14 protein-coding genes are annotated in these 16,809 nt (G+C 59.6%); 5 read left to right on the plus strand and 9 right to left on the minus strand.

Features of this window, described 5'->3' with window-relative positions; all coding sequences use genetic code 11:
- Positions 1 to 537 precede the first annotated feature (537 nt).
- The 3 genes from EKN06_RS15245 to EKN06_RS15255 all read left to right on the plus strand — a co-directional run bounded on the left by EKN06_RS15245 (position 538) and on the right by EKN06_RS15255 (position 5,777).
- Entirely contained in the window at positions 538 to 2,904 is a 2,367-nt protein-coding gene (locus EKN06_RS15245) for a TonB-dependent receptor (protein WP_127613766.1), read from the plus strand.
- A 132-nt stretch (positions 2,905 to 3,036) separates the two neighbouring features.
- The gene (locus tag EKN06_RS15250; RefSeq protein ID WP_127613767.1) at positions 3,037 to 4,464 is read left to right on the plus strand and encodes an aromatic ring-hydroxylating oxygenase subunit alpha; all 1,428 of its coding nucleotides are present in this window, start codon (positions 3,037 to 3,039) and stop codon (positions 4,462 to 4,464) included.
- A 611-nt stretch (positions 4,465 to 5,075) separates the two neighbouring features.
- A complete protein-coding gene (locus tag EKN06_RS15255) occupies positions 5,076 to 5,777 on the plus strand; it encodes an IS6 family transposase (protein ID WP_127613768.1) in 702 nt (233 codons plus the stop codon).
- Positions 5,778 to 5,940: 163 nt separating this feature from the next.
- On the opposite strand, the gene EKN06_RS15260 is transcribed toward EKN06_RS15255, so the two are convergent.
- The 8 genes from EKN06_RS15260 to EKN06_RS15295 form a co-directional block, all read right to left on the minus strand.
- Entirely contained in the window at positions 5,941 to 6,912 is a 972-nt protein-coding gene (locus EKN06_RS15260) for a quinone oxidoreductase family protein (RefSeq protein WP_127613769.1), read from the minus strand.
- A gap of 43 nt (positions 6,913 to 6,955) precedes the next feature.
- A complete protein-coding gene (locus EKN06_RS15265) occupies positions 6,956 to 7,624 on the minus strand; it encodes a glutathione S-transferase family protein (protein ID WP_127613770.1) in 669 nt (222 codons plus the stop codon).
- 19 nt (positions 7,625 to 7,643) lie between these two features.
- Positions 7,644 to 8,429 carry an SDR family NAD(P)-dependent oxidoreductase gene (locus EKN06_RS15270; RefSeq protein WP_127613771.1) on the minus strand — a complete coding sequence of 262 codons (786 nt, stop codon included), beginning with the start codon at positions 8,427 to 8,429 and terminating at the stop codon, positions 7,644 to 7,646.
- Complete coding sequence (locus EKN06_RS15275; RefSeq protein ID WP_164844109.1) at positions 8,426 to 9,178, minus strand: SDR family NAD(P)-dependent oxidoreductase; 753 nt, start codon at positions 9,176 to 9,178, stop codon at positions 8,426 to 8,428. The genes EKN06_RS15270 and EKN06_RS15275 overlap by 4 nt, the downstream gene beginning before the upstream one ends.
- Positions 9,175 to 9,663 carry a VOC family protein gene (locus EKN06_RS15280; RefSeq protein ID WP_205693930.1) on the minus strand — a complete coding sequence of 163 codons (489 nt, stop codon included), beginning with the start codon at positions 9,661 to 9,663 and terminating at the stop codon, positions 9,175 to 9,177. The genes EKN06_RS15275 and EKN06_RS15280 overlap by 4 nt, the downstream gene beginning before the upstream one ends.
- 279 nt (positions 9,664 to 9,942) lie before the next feature.
- On the minus strand, positions 9,943 to 10,725 hold the full coding sequence (locus EKN06_RS15285; RefSeq protein ID WP_127613774.1) for a ThuA domain-containing protein: 783 nt from the start codon (positions 10,723 to 10,725) through the stop codon (positions 9,943 to 9,945).
- Between the two features lie 5 nt (positions 10,726 to 10,730).
- The gene (locus EKN06_RS15290; protein ID WP_164844110.1) at positions 10,731 to 12,098 is read right to left on the minus strand and encodes an aromatic ring-hydroxylating oxygenase subunit alpha; all 1,368 of its coding nucleotides are present in this window, start codon (positions 12,096 to 12,098) and stop codon (positions 10,731 to 10,733) included.
- A 16-nt stretch (positions 12,099 to 12,114) separates the two neighbouring features.
- The gene (locus EKN06_RS15295; protein WP_164844111.1) at positions 12,115 to 14,265 is read right to left on the minus strand and encodes a TonB-dependent receptor; all 2,151 of its coding nucleotides are present in this window, start codon (positions 14,263 to 14,265) and stop codon (positions 12,115 to 12,117) included.
- A 242-nt stretch (positions 14,266 to 14,507) separates the two neighbouring features.
- On the opposite strand from EKN06_RS15295, the gene EKN06_RS15300 reads away from it, so the two are divergent.
- Positions 14,508 to 15,140: a TetR/AcrR family transcriptional regulator gene (locus EKN06_RS15300; RefSeq protein WP_164844112.1), complete on the plus strand. Its 633-nt coding sequence runs from the start codon at positions 14,508 to 14,510 to the stop codon at positions 15,138 to 15,140.
- A gap of 187 nt (positions 15,141 to 15,327) precedes the next feature.
- The gene (locus tag EKN06_RS15305; RefSeq protein WP_127613778.1) at positions 15,328 to 16,029 is read left to right on the plus strand and encodes an IS6 family transposase; all 702 of its coding nucleotides are present in this window, start codon (positions 15,328 to 15,330) and stop codon (positions 16,027 to 16,029) included.
- Positions 16,030 to 16,062: 33 nt separating this feature from the next.
- On the opposite strand, the gene EKN06_RS15310 is transcribed toward EKN06_RS15305, so the two are convergent.
- Positions 16,063 to 16,722, minus strand: a complete 660-nt coding sequence (locus tag EKN06_RS15310; protein WP_240655074.1) for a DEAD/DEAH box helicase — start codon at positions 16,720 to 16,722, stop codon at positions 16,063 to 16,065.
- Positions 16,723 to 16,809 lie beyond the last annotated feature (87 nt).

Raw genomic sequence — 16,809 nt, forward strand, 5'->3', positions numbered from 1 at the left:
GCCAAACCGTCCCTGTCGGGACGCGGACAGGATCATTCCGCTATTGAAGCTGCACTTGCTATTTATCTCAGCAAAGTGCGTACAATACATTGGAAGATCTGGCCCACGAAGACCTATCCTGCGGCGGGCATGTCTCGACCGAGTAAACGACCATGTCCCGACAAACGGCATCGCCGGCGCTATCGAAACAGAAGGCGCTAACGACAACCTCGTTCACAACGCCAACTACGATGACGCCATCGTAGATCGAATTAAGGTGCCTCAAATCATCCTTGACCGGGCCACGATTAAACGACCGCACCCGACAGATCACATCAGCAACTCAATTTACCCCTTGCAGCGCAGGGGCCATCCAAAGATGACACTACCCCTACAACCTATTTACTCGGCGGCACCCTTGGCACAGCTCTGCCACACCTGTGATGTGTTATAGTTTGCAAGCTCCACAACCTGGCTCAAAACAGGCAACGTTTCCGCTTTTTGCAGATTGGCAGTTGAGACAATTCGCAGCGGCGTCAAGGGGAGGAAAATAACGACATGACTAGGCACGCTATCCGTTTGCTTTGCGGACTTTCGATCTGGGCGATGGCAACGCCCCACGCGCTGGCGGAGGACGCTCAGGATCCCGGGAGCGATCCGCAAGCAGTTGATACCTCCCTTGCGCCAGAGCAACGCTCTTTCAACGAGATCATCGTTACCGCTCAGAAGCGCACCGAAAACATCCAGGACGTCCCGATCTCGATCGCTGCGATTGGCAGCGAGACGATCGCCGACCTAAACGCCTCCACCATTCAGGGGCTTGAAGGCGCGATTCCCAACGTCGAGATAGGCACCTTCTCGAACACGCCTAACACCGCCGTATTCACGATCCGCGGCATCGGCGTGATCGAGCCCGATCCCTATGCCGGCAACACCGTGGGCATCGTCGTCGATGGCCAGCCCCAGTTCTTCTCGACCGGCGCGCTGCTCGACTTGTACGACGTCGAACGGATCGAAGTCTTGCGCGGTCCGCAAGGCACGCTGTTCGGTGCCAACACCACCGGTGGCGTCATCAACATCCTCAACAACCGACCTACAGACGAGTGGGGCGGCCGGTTCGACCTGGGCTACGGGAACTACGACCAGATTCAGGTAGGCGGCGTGATCAACGCACCGCTCGGCGAATCCCTGTCCGCGCGCTTCGCTGTCAATCATAACGAACGGGACGGTCATGTTTACAACGTTATCGACGGGTCCGACATGGGGCATCGCAGCGTCACGCTCTATCGGGGTATGTTGCGTTTCCAGAACGGGAACTTCGATGCTACGCTGATGGGCCAGTACGACCGCTCGCGCAACGGCTCTCCCATCGTGGTCGCCGGCAACGTGCCGAGCGATGTCGAGTTCGTGCCCGAAGGGTTCCTCGACATGTATGGCTCGCCCTGCCTGCCCGCGGGCAGCCGGTGCTCGGCGCCCGACACCTACTTCTCGGCGCAGGATGGCGGCATCCTCAATGACACGCCCGACCAGAGCGACATGAACAACTACCGCGCCGGGCTGGACATGAAGTTGACCAATACCGCGCTGGGCGACCTTACCTCGATCACCGCATATCGCGAGTTCGACCTGTTCGAATTTACCGACCAGGACGGTTCGCCCGTGTTCCTGATCGACACGCGGCGCGGCACCGAAGGCTGGCAGTTCAGTCAGGAACTGCGGACCGACTTTGATCTGGGCGGTATAGATTTCACCGTGGGCGGCTTCTATATGAAGACGCATTACGAACATTATCAGGACCTCCGCATCGACTTCGCCGGCGGGGTCAGCTACGATCTCGAAACCGGCGAAATCACCAAGGGCCTGCCCGGGCTGTTCCAGAAGAACATCCAGGACCAGGACAACCACTCACTTAGTTTCTTCGCTCAAAGCTACTTCGACCTGACCGAGCGCCTTCGCGCGCAGGCCGGCATCCGCTACACCTATGAAAAGACGAAGATGCTGGCATCGACCGCGACGAGTCTGTCGACGACCGGGGTCACTACGTTCGACGGCACCGCGCCCGATGGCACTCCGAACATCGCGCTCGGCACGGCGGCCCCGCCGCTGGGCGTTGAAAGTTGGAACAATATCGGGTGGAAGTTGGGCCTCGATTACGAGGTCGCCGATGACGTCATGCTCTACACCTACTGGGCCCGAGGCTTCAAATCTGGCGGGTTCACGGGACGCATCGGCATTCCGCAGGATCTTGGCCCCTACGATCCGGAAGAAGTCGATACCTTCGAGATCGGCGTCAAGGGCGACTTCTTCGGCGGAATCGCCCGAGTCAACGTCGCGGCCTTCTACACCGACTATCGCGACATGCAGTTGGCCCAGATCTATTTTATCGGATCGGGAGAAGACCTGATCCAGGGGAATACTATCATCAATGCGGCCAGTTCCTCGATCAAGGGCGTGGAAGCCGAACTTTCCCTGCTTGCAACGGAAGGTCTCATTCTCAACGGTGCGTTTGCTTATCTCGATGCGCAATACGAGAATTTCGATTTCCTGTTGCCCAGCGGCGAAGTTGTCGACTTGTCCGGCGAACGCCTCCAAAACGCTCCGAAATGGTCGACGAATGCGGGCTTTACCTACGAATTTGCTCTGAGGCCGAACGTCGAGGCGCGCCTGGGTGCGAACTATGCCTACAGCTCGGAGAAACAGTTGACCTCGATTCTCGACACGCCCCGGGCCCGCATGCAGCCGACGCACCTCGTCAATGCCAACGCCTCGATCAAGTTCGATGATGCCTATACGCTCGGCGTGTGGGCCACGAACCTGTTCGATGAACGTTACATCGCCTCGGTTTTCGATGCTCCGGGGACACTCGGCCTGACCAACTATGCGCCGCCCCGCATGTATGGCGTGAAGTTCTCGGCCGAATGGTGATGTCCGGCGCCGCCCTCTTTGTCGGGGGCGGCGCCATTAAGCAGGTAGCCGGCGGGGACGAGCCAGGCCTGTCGATATGGCGCAACAGCGATATCGGCCCGTTGTTGGCCAAGAACTTGGAGAAAAGGTGACATGACCAGCGCGGTTGTCGACCACGGTCTGCCGAGGGCCGATACGCCGCCCGGAAGGGCCCGTTGTCCCGGCCTCAACGTGCAGGAGATCGTCCAGAAGGACCTGATGCCTCCGCCGCCGGTGCTGTCGTTCGAGGAACACGAATACCTCGGTAGCGAGGACATCTCGCTCGATCGCTACTACGACCCGGACGTGTTCGCGCGCGAAGTTGAGAAAATCTGGAAGCGCACTTGGCAATGGGTCTGCCGCGAGGAGCACATTCCCGAACCCGGCGACTTCTACACTTACAAAGTCGCCCATCTTTCCTTCCTGGTCGTGCGCCAGAAGGACATGAGCGTAAAGGCGTTCGCCAACAGCTGTCTGCACCGGGCAACCAAGTTCAAGCGCGGCGAAGGGATGGGAAGCGGCGCCGAGATCCGGTGCCCGTATCACGGGTGGACCTGGGACAATGACGGCAGCCTCAAGTCTGTCCCCTGCGCCTGGGACTTCTCGCACGTCGAGCCCGGCCGGTTTCAGCTCCCAGAAATCCGGGTCGGGCAGTGGGGAGGGTTCATATTCATCAACCCTTCCCAAGGGGGGCCTGACCTCCTCGACTATCTGGCGCCCGTCCCGGAGCATTTCGCCGGCTGGGACATGGAGGACCGCTTCGTCGAACTGCACATTGCCAAGGAACTGCCCTGCAACTGGAAAACGGCGCAGGAGGCGTTTCTCGAATCCTACCACGTGCTGGAAACGCACCCGCAGCTCCTGCAGGGTACCGGCGACGCGAACGTCCAGTACGATTGCCACAGCGCGCACGTGACGCGCTTCTACGCCGCCGGCGGCGTCAACTCTCCGCACCTTGCCAATCCTCTGTCCGAGCAGGAACTGGTCAACACCATGCTGGTGGGCGATCGATCCGTCCTGCAGGACCTGCAAGTTGGCGAAGGCGAAACGGCTCGCACGGTCATGGCGCGCTTCCTGCGCAAAACGCTGGGCAAGAAATACCGCGTCGACCTTTCGCGCTTCTCGGACAGCGAGATGATCGACACGATCGAGTATCACATCTTTCCCAACATGGTCCTTTTCCCGGGCTTGTCCCTACCGATGGTCTACCGCTTCCGCCCCATCGGCAACGATCCGGAACGCACCCTGTTCGAATTGCTGTTTCTTCGCCCGGTGGCCGCAGGCGATCGGCATCCGGAGCCGCCCGACCCCTTCCTCGTGGCCGAACACGAAAGCTATGCCAGCGCGCCCGGCATGGATGCGTCGATGGGACACGTCTACGATCAGGACACCGACAACCTGCGCGCGCAGCAACAGGGGTTCAAGGCTAGCAGCAAGGGGACCGAGACGCTGGGCAACTATCAGGAGGCCCGGATCCGCCACTTCCAGCGCGTGGTGGATCAATATCTCAGAGCCTACGCGCTCGAACCGACTTGGCCCTGAAAGGAAACCAGCATGGATGACGTCGACCTCGCCCGCTGCCCCGGGCCCAGCGTCCAGAACGTGCTGCTGACCGACGGTGATCGTGGGCACCAGCCACAAACGGCGTTGTGAAGTTGTTCAAGTGATGGGCCATGTATCGGCCGGAAGCGGGATATCTTCGTCCCGCCAAAGCCGTTGCAGCGTCTGCGCCATAACACCGGTGAGCTCGCATTTTTCCGATTCGACGACGAGAGCTATAGATGAAAGGGGGCAATCAACAGAGCATGGGGGCATGACCCCCTTCATTTGATTGCCGGTCCGCCGATAGGCCTCCACCGGAATTCTCCGGCGACGCCTTGGCTCGGACGCTCCATCTGGTTCTCGCTGACACCCTTTGCCGAATGGGAGGCCCGGAGAACGTGCTCGCTATTCCGTCCATGATCCTCCCACTTCAAAGAAGTGATCATCGTATGTTGGACGCCTTTCTAGGCGACCATTTCCGGCCAGCGTCAGTTTCGCCGCGGGTGGCCTCCAGTGCGACCTCTGCTTCAAAATCCGCGCTGTAGTGGAAGCTGTCAGTCAAACGCTAAACCGTCTCCACCTGCGGCACCGAGCCGCGTAGTGAGAGCGACATGAATCCTATTTCGTTCAAACGACACCGCTTTCCTCCGGACGTCATCCGGCTCGGGGTTTGGCTCTATTATCGTTTCACCCTGAGCCTGCGCCACGTCGAAGATCTGCTCGCCGAAAGGGGGATCGACCTTTGCTACGAGACGGTACGGTGCTGGGCCAACAAGTTCGGCCCTGCCATCGCTGCCAATATCCGCCGCAAGCGAGGGCGCGCTGATTCCGTCTGGCACCTCGACGAGATGGTCGTCCGGATCAACGGCCAGCGGATGTACATGTGGCGGGCCGTCGACAAGGAAGGCGAAGTGCTGGACGTCCTCGTCCAGAAGCGCCGGAACAAAGAGGCAGCACTGAAATTGCTCAGGAAACTTCTGAAGAACCAAGGGGCCGTGCCGGAAGCCATCGTCACCGATGGACTCAAATCATATCCGGCAGCACTGGAGGTCCTCGGCTGCGTCGACATACATCGACCGGGCCGATTGCGGGATAATAATCGAGTGGAGAATTCGCACCTTCCCGTCCGACGAAGAGAGCGAAAGATGCAGCGGTTCAAGTCGCAGGGTCAGGCCCAGCGGTTCGTTTCCACCCACTCAGCAATCTACAACATCTTCGCCATCAAGCGTCACCTGATCTCCCGCAATATCATGCGCCATTTCCGATCCGCCGCCATGGCGGAATGGAATGCTGCGTCCGCTGCTGCAGCATGAATTTTCAGGATCGGGCACTCGCTTGTTCGTCAACCGATAACCTGACAAGCCCACGCGTATTATCCTCGCCGGCTCACTTTTCAATTAGGAGCGTTTGCTTTGACAGTGCCTTGGCATCGAAGGGCACATGACCGGAAAACCCTCTTCCAACCGGACGACGAAATCAGCGGGCGCCGACGCTCAACATGACCCGCCCGAACGGGTGACCGTTTGCGACAAACCGATGAGCTTCGACCGCCTCTGACAATCCGAAGACCCGATCGATAGGCATGCGATAGACACCCTCCACGAGTTTGGCGAGAACCGTGTCGACAAGATTCCGGACGCGGTCGGTGTGCATTTCCTGGCCCAAGGACACCCCATAGACCACCAGTCTTTCCCCAATCAGCTCGAAGAAGCTGAACGAGGGAATTTCGCCGGTTGAGGCCCCGACGGCAGCGTATCGGCCATGGGGCCGCAGCGCCTTGACCAGCAGGTCCTTGCCCTTGCCGCCCGCGAGATCCAGTGCAAGGTCGACACCCTTGCCGCCGGTGAGATCAAGGCAACGGGCCGCAATGTCCTCGTCGCGATAGTTGATCCCGTGATCGAGACCGTAGCTCCGCAATTCATCGAGCCGCGCCGCGCTGGACGAAGTTCCGATCACGATTGCTCCGGCTTCCTTCGCGATCTGGATTGCGGCTATTCCGACGCCTCCGGCCGCGCCCTGGATCAGAACGGTCTCTCCCGGCTGGACATGGCCATATGTGATCAATGCGTCGTGCGCTGTTCCAAAAGCGATCGGTGCAGCTGCTGCGACCAACGTATCGAGCGCGTCCGGAATGCCGTACGTGTAGTGCTCGGGCGAGGCGAAAAGTTCGGCGTGACTGCCGTTCCAGTTAAACGCCACGACGCGTTGTCCTGGCCGGAATCTGGTTACGTCCTTACCGACGTCCTCGACGATTCCCGCCGCCTGGTATCCTGGCACGAACGGCACTTCAGCCGGAGGCGAGAGCAGGCGGTTGAGCAGGTCGCCGCCTTCGATCGAAATCGCCTCGTTCCTGATGAGCACGGTGTTATCGCTCACTTGCGGGTCGGGATGATCACCGTAAGCCATTACCTCGGGGCCGCCGTTCTCGCTGTAGAAGACCGCTTTCATTTGCATACACTTTCTAGTTGGAATTCGATCGGTTTGCAGGCTCTTAGTCGAGTGAGCCTGCCTCGCCTTGCCAGGCGGTCGGACGGGATTTCATGCGATCGAAGAAGTCGCGGGCCCAACCGGCTTCTTCCGGGATGGGCTGACCATGGTGTTCCCCGAACTGAAGGTAGCAATAAAGGAATATGTCCGCGAGCGAGAAGCGGTCGCCGCAAACCCACTGTCGACCCTTTAGAAAGTCACTGATCCAGACAATCTTTTCGCGCGCCTTCGCTTTCAGCACCGGCGCGGCTTCGGCAGGCAGGACGGTCTTGGTGACTTGCAGGCCGTTGGCCTTGTCGGATTCGAAAAACTCGCGCCCTTCTTCCGTGGAGAAACCCTCCCCGAGCGGCTCGGCGATTTTCTGATCGATGCGACGCACCCACATCCTGGTTTCCACACGCTCCAACGGCGTCGAGCCGATCAAGGGCGGGTCAGGTTGTATATCTTCGAGATATTCGCAGATCGCGGTTATTTCGGTGAGCGCCGTGCCGTCGTCCAGCACGATGGCCGGAAGCTCGCCCAGCGGGTTCACATCGGTAATGAAAGGTGCCCGGCGGTTTTCGCGGGCGAGCAGGTCGATCACCTTGCGTTCGAACTTGATGCCCTTTTCCTGCGCGAACATCCAGACGACCCATGGGCTGGGCGCGAAAAGATCGAAGTCGTAGAAAATCATCGGATGGTCCCTGTCATTGCTATCGTGCGCTCCAGCCGCCGTCGACGGTCAGTTCCGTGCCGGTCATGAAGCTGCTTTCGTGGGATGCCAGAAACAGAATGGCATTTGCGATCTCTTCGGGCTCCGCGATCCTGCCCATCGGTGTTTCGGCGGCGAGAGCATCCAGCAGATTGCCGTCATCGCTCATTGCCGCGTTGCCGGCCTGCGTCATTTCCGTCCGTGCAAAGCCGGGGTGGATGGAGTTGACGCGGATCGGCTGTCCGGACTGCGCGAATTCGATCGCCGCAGTCTTGGTGAAGCTGCGCAATGCGCCCTTGCTGGCGGCATACGCGCCCGCCTGGGCAATCCCGACATTGGCCAGGATGGAGGAGACGTTGACGACACTGGCCCACCGGCCGTTTGCTCGTCCGGCCTGGCCAAGGGCGGGGCCGAGGTGAGTCAGCGCATGAAACGCGCTGGTCGCGTTGACCGTCATGACCCTGTGCCAGTCATGATGCTCCATGACCCCGATCGCGCCCGTGGGTGCGATGCCGGCATTGTTCACGAGGATGTCGAGGCCGTTCGGGAAATGCCGGGCCGCGGTTTTCCAGTCGTCCGGCATGGTCACGTCGAGCTTCACGTAGCGTATGGCCGGCGAAATGCCCCGCACTGCCGCCGATCGCTCGCTGTCTTCTCCGACAAGATCGGCCACCCAGACTTGCGCGCCTTCGCGGGCGAAGAGTTTCGCGACCGCCTGACCGATGCCGCCGAGCCCTCCGGTGACGAGCGCCGTGCAACCCGACAACCTGCCGGTACCGTCCTTCATTGTGCCGTGAACCCGTTGTCCACGACGAATTCGGTGCCGTTCACATAAGCGGCCGCATCGGACAGAAGGAACAGGATCGCATCGACCACAGCCGAAACCGGAATGAACTGACCCGAAGGTTGCAGGGCACGCATCTGCTTCTCGATTTCCTCGTCCCCGCCGAGCTGCGCGACAATTTCCTTCACCATCGGCGTTTCGGTCATGGCGGGGTGGACCGAATTGACGCGGACTCGCGTTCCGCCCCCGATCGCTTCGAGCGCGGCTGCCTTCGACATCAGGCGAACGGCGGCCTTGCTCGCGCAATAGGCCGACGCACCGGCCGCACCCGCGATCCCAGCAGTGGAAGATATGTTCACGACACTTCCGCTACCTTGCCGGTACATCACGGGCAGCGTGTGCTTCATGCCAAGGAACGGTCCTTCGACGTTGACCTGCATCGACAGCCGGAAATCGCCGAGATCCATTTCGGTGATAGGCCCCATACGGATAATACCGGCACAATTGACCAGTCCGTCGATCCGCCCGAACCGTTCGGTAGTTTCCGCAATCGCCGAAATCCACGCCGCTTCGTCGCTTACGCTCATGCGGATGACATGCGTCGCTGGCTGAGAGACCTCGTTGAGATCGATCGCGACAACTTTTGCACCGGCTTTGACCAAGGCCGCCACGCTTGCGGCCCCGATGCCCGATGCCGCGCCGGTCACGATCACCACGCGGTCGCAATGTCGCGCGACAACGTCGTCGCTCATGCCACGGCACTTTCGAACGGACGCACAGGCGCTGTCCTGCCGTCCCATCCGCGTGCGGCGGCCAAGGAAAGATCGAAGAAACCGCGACTTTCTTCGCTGTCGGTTATGAGTTCCACGAACAGGCCGAGCCTGTCGCGACAATCGAAATAGCGCAGCTCGGTGGTATCGGAGAGATCGGCCTGCGTGATCGGGTCGCCTTCGAGGCGGGCGGCTGCGGCATCGACATCAGATACAAGATAGCCGTGGTGATGCGCGCGGCAACCGCTTGGCAGTGCGTCGCCATAGACATTCGGCCAAGGGCCATTGGGCCGGATGAGTTCGACCATGAGATCGCCCACTTGTCCGAATGCAATGTCGAGCGTCATGTCCTGCGGCTGTCCGCGATAGCTCCAGTTTCGAAAACCCATGCCCTTGATGACAAAGAACGGGCCTGCGCCGGTGGTACGGAACCAGTCCATGGCCGCAGCCTCAATGTCGTCGGTCACGTATCCCAATTGCCTGATTTGCATGGCAATCATCCTGCTTCTCCGCTCATCTTTCTATACCATTGCCGACGGGCGCTGCCCTACCGCTTCGACCCTGAGAGCGGAATCTGCGCCGGCATCCAGCGCAGGGCCGAACCCTGCAGGATTGATGCTCTGATATTTCGGCAAGAGGTCATCACCGCTGACGATATCGAACCATTGCTCGTCGGATGCGATGCGCTTCCAACCAAGAACATGCGAACCCGGCGGGCATGGGCGCCCCAGCGCAATCATGGAGCCTCACTTGGACGCATCCGCCAGCCAGCCGATGCCGCGTTTCACGATCTCCAGGTAGTTTGAATCGTCCCATGGACCGCGCACGACCGGTGCCTCTGCCATCAGCGGGCGCATGTCGTATTTCCCGCAGGCATGGCCGAGCGGAGAGTAAAGCACGCCGCCCTTGCCGTGGTCCTTCACGTAAAGCTGTGGCCGGGGCGGATCGTCGGTAATTTCCCCGGTGACATATCCGGGGGTCGGCCCCTTGTAGCACGCGGAAAGAAGCGTCCGCAGTTCCCCCAGCGGCGTTGCGACATAAGGCTCGTCGACGATGGTGAAGTCCTGCAATCCGCGCGTGACGGGATGGTCTGCGTCCTCGACATGGATGCGGATTTCCTGCGCGGCCAGATGCGTGACGAACCGGCTACCGAGCAGGTTCATGAAAAGCGGAGAAACATCTTCAGCCGTCGACATGACGAGGCCGGGAATGCGCACGTCACTGGTTACGATCTCGGGCCCGTCGGTGAACTCGAGGTGCGCGTTCACCGCATGGAGCGCCAGGATGCGCCCACCGCCGCGCACGAAGTCGTCCATGGCTTCTGCTTGCGCGTCAGTCGGCATCAGGTCGCAAGTGTAGAGGACGAGGCCGGCATAGCCGTCCAGATCGGGAAGCCCGTCATAGTCCATCGAACACGATGCGCGGATACGCTCGTCCTCGGCCATCAGTTCGAGCACGCGCAAGCGCGCCAGGTCAAAATCGTGGTACTTGCCGCCGGTCACCACATGGATGCGTTTTACGTCGCCCATGCCGGTCACCGATCGCCACGCATGGGGAAATCGCCCCGCAGGTAGCGATCGATCGTCTGGTGAAAATGGCGCAACCGCACCTCCTGCTCGCCAAGGATCATGCCCTTGAATCCGCGCGACGCGGTGCCTTGTTGCATCGTCGGCATATTGGTGCCGTCCTGCTGCAGAACATTGGCAAGGACGGGATCGAAAGTCGCGTCAAAGGCCTCGGCGTAATTCGGCAATTCGTCGTGGCGATAGAGCCGATATTCAAACTCGGGCGGCAAGGTTCCGGGTGGGTCGTGCCGGGTGATCAGGAAATCGTAGTAGCAGTAATTGGGATCGCTTTCGTGCGGGCGATACCGAAAAACTATCGACATTTCCGGCGTCGAAGTGAACGTCGTACCCGGGAAGAACGTATAGTGGTACTGATGCGCCAGCTGCTCGTCGTTCATCTGCTTGTAGGGGATGTAACTCTCATCCTGAATGGATCGTTTGTATTCGACGATCGCCAGGTGGACGTCCTTGGCCGAACCTTCATAGCCTTCGGGAACGCCCAGCATTTTCATCCTGATCGGCGTCATGCTGTCACGATCAGACAGAACTTCGCTGACCGTATGGTTGAAATTGAGCATCCGGCTGTGAATGCCAAGCAATTCGATCGGCACATCGAACCCCTCGGCAAAGTCGAGAAACTCGGGGTGCAGCGCTTCGAAGTGGTAGCTTTCGTTGAAAGCGTCGTGGGCGTGCTTCCAGTTTCCTTTCCACTCGAAGCTCTTGTAGTCGATGAGGTTGTAGTTTTCGAGCTGGTAGGTTTCGAGATGCCGCCCCGCCTCGCCAAGGAAATCGCGCAAGGGGGCTGCGTTCTCGTCCATATTGAACCAGACCCAGCCACCCCAGGTGTCGGTCTTGAGCGGGACCATTCCGAGATCGTCCTTGGGAACGCCGTTCTTGAACTGGGGGAACAGTTGCGGGTGCATGACCTGCCGCAAGCTGCCGTCGAGATTCCATTCCCAACCGTGGAACGGGCATTTGAATCGCTCGGTGGCTCCTTCGCGCACCTGGCACAGGACGTTGCCGCGATGCTGGCAGATGTTGTAGAAACCGCGGATCACGTCGTCTTCGCCCCGCACGAACAGGAGCGACTCGCGACCGAAGCTGTGAACCCGGAAATCGCCGGGTTCTTCCAGTTCGGTCACGTGGCAGCCGATGTTCCACGTCCGGGTCCAGATCATGTCCCATTCGCGCTGCATGAACTCGCGCGAATGGAACCTCTCGCCGTCGATCTTCGCTTGCCCGATGTCGGGGATCGGCTTGCGCGGCAGGAAGGGGCGAGCCTGAAATTTACCGTTCGTGCCGCGCGCTTCGACGAATTCGTTTTCTATTTTTGCCACGTGCTCGCCCTTCCGATCAAAACGACTTTTCCATCGTGATGCCGATGGTGCGCGGATAGGGGACCTGATTCTGGCCACCCGGCTTGGAGATCGGACGCCCGGAGTTGCCGATATTGTTCGAGAAGATGGCGATATCGAAGTCGTCTTTGCCAAAACCGATCCGGGCCGAGCCGAATCCGTTCCACGGGGCATAGGCGCCGTTGAAAACGCTCTGCTGCTTCGAACGGTATGAATATCGGCCATTCACCTTGAGATCCCAGCCATTGCCGACGTCCGCGGTGTAGCTGGCCGTGGCGGAGAAGGTCTTCTTGGCCGTGCCCGGGAGCTGGCTGCCACTCGCCAACCACGGCAGGGCCGCCGCGACCTGCGGGATGACATCGCGAAGTTCGGTCTTGTTGATGTTACCTGCGGCCTGAAGCGTCAGCCCATCGAGCGGCGTGCGCCATGACAGTTCGGCATCGACGCCCCGCCCTTTGACATCCCCGATCGGCACGACGATCGACTGCAGCGTAGGCGACAATTCGATTTGCGCGTCCTTCCAGTCGAAATAGTAGCCCGAGAGCGAGACATCCATCAAACCGAACGACCATTTCAGGCCTGCTTCGTAGTTCCACAGCGTATCCGGCGGTGAACTGTTGTCGAAATTGGTCCCAAGCGCAGTGTTTGCCCCTGAGATGATGGACGACGATGTGATCGAGCCCGAACGGAACCCTTTTGCGACCTCTGCATAGATCATGCCGTCGTCAGTGGGGTGAATCGAGACGTTGAACCGCGGATTGAAGGTGTTGTTCTTCGCCCTGTCGGTTCCCACGGTGGGGACCTCGATGCCAGCTTCGATGAGCGTGATCGAGCTGTTTTCAATGAAGGTGCGTTTCTCTTCGAAGTAGCGCCCACCCAGCGTCAGGTCGGCAAGGCCGTCCAGTATCGAATAGGTCGCTTCGCCATAGACAGCCCAGGCTTTCGACTTGATCGTGTTGTCGTTGAAGGTGGCAAGGCCGACCTGGTTAGCAACGGTAAAGTCGGGGAGCGCCACGCTCTGCCCGCCCTTGGTCTCTCCATTCTGGTAAAAGACGCCGACGATCCAGTTGAGCGGGCCGCCCGGGTTGGATGCAAGGCGCAGGTCCTCGTTGAAGTTCTTCGTGACCAACGGCCAGAAATTCGTGAAATCGCCAATCCCGGGAATGAATCCGCCATTGTTCACGACGACGGTGTTCTTGATATGCCCCGTTGTCGACATCAGGGTCGCGAAACCCAGGTCGTATTCGATATCGCCAGTGAACAAGGTGAACTTGGAATCCGCGATGCCGAAGGTCTGGTTCAGCAGCGGCGGCTCCGCGATCGTGATGCGGTTTGAATAATCCTGGTTGGATCGATTGTGCCATGCCGCCAACTGGACCATCAGACGCTCGGTCGGCTCGGCGCGCAGCTTGACCCTGCCGGTAAAGGCATTTGCGTCGTTCGCGTCGTCCTTGTTCGTGGCGATATTGTCGGCAAAGCCGCCAATCATCTTGTAGGAAACCACGCCGCGCAGGGCGACCTTCCCGGTCGAAACCGGCACGTTGAACATGACATCACCGCCGCCGCCGGGTTCGCCGCCATCGGTGATGTTGGCCGATATGCGGGTGGATAGCTCGACTTCATCCAGATCGGGGTCGTTCGTCAGCAGCTTGATTGTGCCGCCCAGCGAGCCAAGACCATACAAGGTGCCCGACGGGCCACGCAGAACCTCGATGCGATTAAGGTCGTAAAAATCGGTTGCCGGGGCATAGGGCCGACCCGGCATGGAAAAAGCGAAGTTGTCGAGGTAGAAGCCCACGGTCGGGTCGCCGTCCGTTTCGGAAGCGGCGACACCGCGTATCTGAAACGTGTTTGAGCCGACCGAGATCGTCGAACCAATCGTTGCACTCGGGACGAGGGCGATGACGTCCTGGATCTGCTCGACACCCAACTCCTTCAACGCTTCACCACCGATTGCCTGAACGGCTTGGGGCACCTCGGTCAGGCTCTGCGCGCGGCGCTGGGCGGTGACGATGATCGCATTGGGCGCTTCGCCAACCTCTTCGCTGCCTGGCTCGTCCGGAACGGACTGGGCCAAGGCGGGCGCGGCAAGACACGCCAACGGCAGGATCAGGCCCATCGCCGAGGCCGTAAACAATTTTCCCCTCATTTTAAGCATCGTCTTCCTCTCCAGTAATGCGTGCCAATTTTCAGCAGGCCCGCTTTTTTTTGAAGATGCGCGAGGATGGGAGAATTGTCAATCATCCTTGATTTTTTTTGCAACGCGCTGTCATTGTCGAACTGTCAGGGTTAGGCGAAGATGTCGTCGCAACGAACGAATGGGATTTCCACTTGTCGGCCAATGGTAATGCTCCGGGCTCTGTCATGGCGGGAATCTCGCACTCATCCCCGATGACGGCTGCCGCGCCCAGACGGCGGGGCAGCGGCCAGAAACAGGCTGAAAAAGGCGCCCAGCTTCGGGCGCAAGTCATGGATGCTGCGATCGATTGTCTCGCCGAAATGCCATATTCTGAAATTTCAATGGAGGTCATCGCCAACCGGGCGGGCGTTTCACGCGGGGGAATGCAATACTATTTCCCCACTCGTCTTGACGTACTGCAGGCCACGGTGGGACATCTTCACCGCGAACGCCTGGACATATTCCGAAACGATCTTTCTTCGCTCCGCCACGGTGACGATGCGATAGACCATATCATCGATTCGCACTGGCGACACTTGAACGAGCGCGAATTTCGCGCTTACCAGGAGTTGATCCTCGCGGCACGGAGCGAACCGGAACTCGCCGACCTCCTTTCGCGCAGCTATTCGGCATTCATCCGTGAATGGCATGAAATTGCGCGTGAGCTGATCGGTTGGGACGCGGACAAGCCCGGAATGGCCCTCGGCGGCAATGTCGCGCACTACCTTCTTGAAGGAATGGCCTACGGCCAGATCGGCGGCCAGATCTCGGAGCAGGAGATCGAGACCCTGCTCGATTACGCCAAGTCCGTCATGCGGCGCGAAATCAAAGAGACGGGCCGTTAGAGAGCGCGAGGGTGCTGTCAGTCTAATTACGGTCCCGGTCAACTCCCTGTCTCCATGTCCGCGCAAAATAGAGAAGTCACAAATTCTGCCAAATAGAGATGTCACTGGTTGATGCAGCGGGGGGGTGCTGTCAGTCTAACGCTAAACCGTCTCCACCTGCGGCACCAAGCCGCGTAGTGAGAGCGGTATGGTTCCTATTTCCTTTAAACGACACCGCTTCCCGCCCGATGTAATCCGGCTCGGGGTTTGGCTCTACTATCGCTTCACCCTCAGCCTGCGGGACGTCGAGGATCTGCTTGCCGAACGGGGGATCGATCTCTGTTACGAGACGGTCCGGTGCTGGGCGAACAAGTTCGGTCCCGCCATCGCGGCCAACATTCGCCGCAAGCGCGGACGCGCCGATTGCGTCTGGCATCTTGATGAAATGGTCGTCCGCATCAACGGCCAGCGGATGTACATGTGGCGGGCCGTCGATAAGGAAGGCGAAGTGCTGGATGTACTCGTCCAGAAGCGCAGGAACAAAGAAGCAGCACTGAAATTGCTCAGGAAACTTCTCAAGAAGCAAGGGGCCGTGCCGGAAGCCATCGTCACCGATGGACTTAAATCATATCCCGCAGCACTGAAGGTCCTGGGCTGCGTCGACCGACATCGACCGGGCCGATTACGCGACAACAACCGCGTCGAGAATTCGCACCTTCCAGTCCGACGAAGAGAGCGAAAGATGCAGCGGTTCAAATCGCAGGGCCAAGCTCAACGGTTCGTTTCCACCCACTCAGCAATCTACAACATCTTCAATACCCAGCGTCACCTGATCTCCCGAAACACCATGCGCAATTCCCGATCCGCCGCCATGGCGGAATGGAATGCCGCGTCCGCCGCTGCAGCATGAATTTTCGGGCTCGGGCGCTCGCTCGCCCGGCAGTCAATTAAGCTGACAATACCCCACGTTGACCAGCATCGCGGATTCCCATTTGCGGGCAAGCAGCGTGGCTGATGTCCCAGCCATCGCGATGTCGAGAATCCCGCCCGCGTCGATCTGGGTCATGTTCGCGCCGTCGTAGGCCAGCACTGGCAAGAACGACACAAGGTCGCGGACCGCATTCTCCGGGTTTGCTTCGCCCGGAGACAGGCCGATGCCATACTCCGACAACTGCCGCAGTGCGCGGGTTGGGGCGAAGTCGAACACGAAACAGATCGGCTTGAGGATTTCCTCTTCGTTAGGATTGTCGCCGTTAGGATTCTTGATCGACCAAGGCGACTGCACCCGGAACGCGGCCTGAAAATAAGTCTCCGGAGACTTGAGGTTCCGGAGCATCAGGATTGAAGACCATTGCGCCACCGTCACGCCAGTCGTGAGCTTGCCGCAGGATAGCGTGATGGTCTTAGTGTCAAATCCACTTCCGATGGCCTTACGAACGGGCGGTAGGGCTTCCAAACCGATCCCTGCGGATGTGCCCGCCGAAACGACAACCTCGTAGTCGTGCCAATAGGTATTGTGCTTCTCGGCCAGCAGGTTCGCCATCGCATGGCAGGCGGCGACATTGGGCAAGAACCAGAAAGAATGTTGCAGGTAGGGCAGCAAGCGCACGTCCGAATAAGGGAATGGTGGCCGGGTGCCAGTTTTTAGGCTCTCAATCGTCTGGGGCGCATAGCAGTCCGCCCCCTACCC

Source organism: Croceicoccus ponticola, from assembly GCF_004004515.1.
In the GTDB taxonomy this organism is placed as follows: Bacteria; Pseudomonadota; Alphaproteobacteria; order Sphingomonadales; family Sphingomonadaceae; genus Croceicoccus; species Croceicoccus ponticola.

Coding starts and splice junctions, on each gene's coding strand:
- EKN06_RS15245 (WP_127613766.1), top strand. CDS start 538: ATGACTAGGCACGCTATCCGTTTGCTTTGCGGACTTTCGATCTGGGCG.
- EKN06_RS15250 (WP_127613767.1), top strand. CDS start 3,037: ATGACCAGCGCGGTTGTCGACCACGGTCTGCCGAGGGCCGATACGCCG.
- EKN06_RS15255 (WP_127613768.1), top strand. CDS start 5,076: ATGAATCCTATTTCGTTCAAACGACACCGCTTTCCTCCGGACGTCATC.
- EKN06_RS15260 (WP_127613769.1), bottom strand. CDS start 6,912: ATGAAAGCGGTCTTCTACAGCGAGAACGGCGGCCCCGAGGTAATGGCT.
- EKN06_RS15265 (WP_127613770.1), bottom strand. CDS start 7,624: ATGATTTTCTACGACTTCGATCTTTTCGCGCCCAGCCCATGGGTCGTC.
- EKN06_RS15270 (WP_127613771.1), bottom strand. CDS start 8,429: ATGAAGGACGGTACCGGCAGGTTGTCGGGTTGCACGGCGCTCGTCACC.
- EKN06_RS15275 (WP_164844109.1), bottom strand. CDS start 9,178: ATGAGCGACGACGTTGTCGCGCGACATTGCGACCGCGTGGTGATCGTG.
- EKN06_RS15285 (WP_127613774.1), bottom strand. CDS start 10,725: ATGGGCGACGTAAAACGCATCCATGTGGTGACCGGCGGCAAGTACCAC.
- EKN06_RS15295 (WP_164844111.1), bottom strand. CDS start 14,265: ATGAGGGGAAAATTGTTTACGGCCTCGGCGATGGGCCTGATCCTGCCG.
- EKN06_RS15300 (WP_164844112.1), top strand. CDS start 14,508: ATGACGGCTGCCGCGCCCAGACGGCGGGGCAGCGGCCAGAAACAGGCT.
- EKN06_RS15305 (WP_127613778.1), top strand. CDS start 15,328: ATGGTTCCTATTTCCTTTAAACGACACCGCTTCCCGCCCGATGTAATC.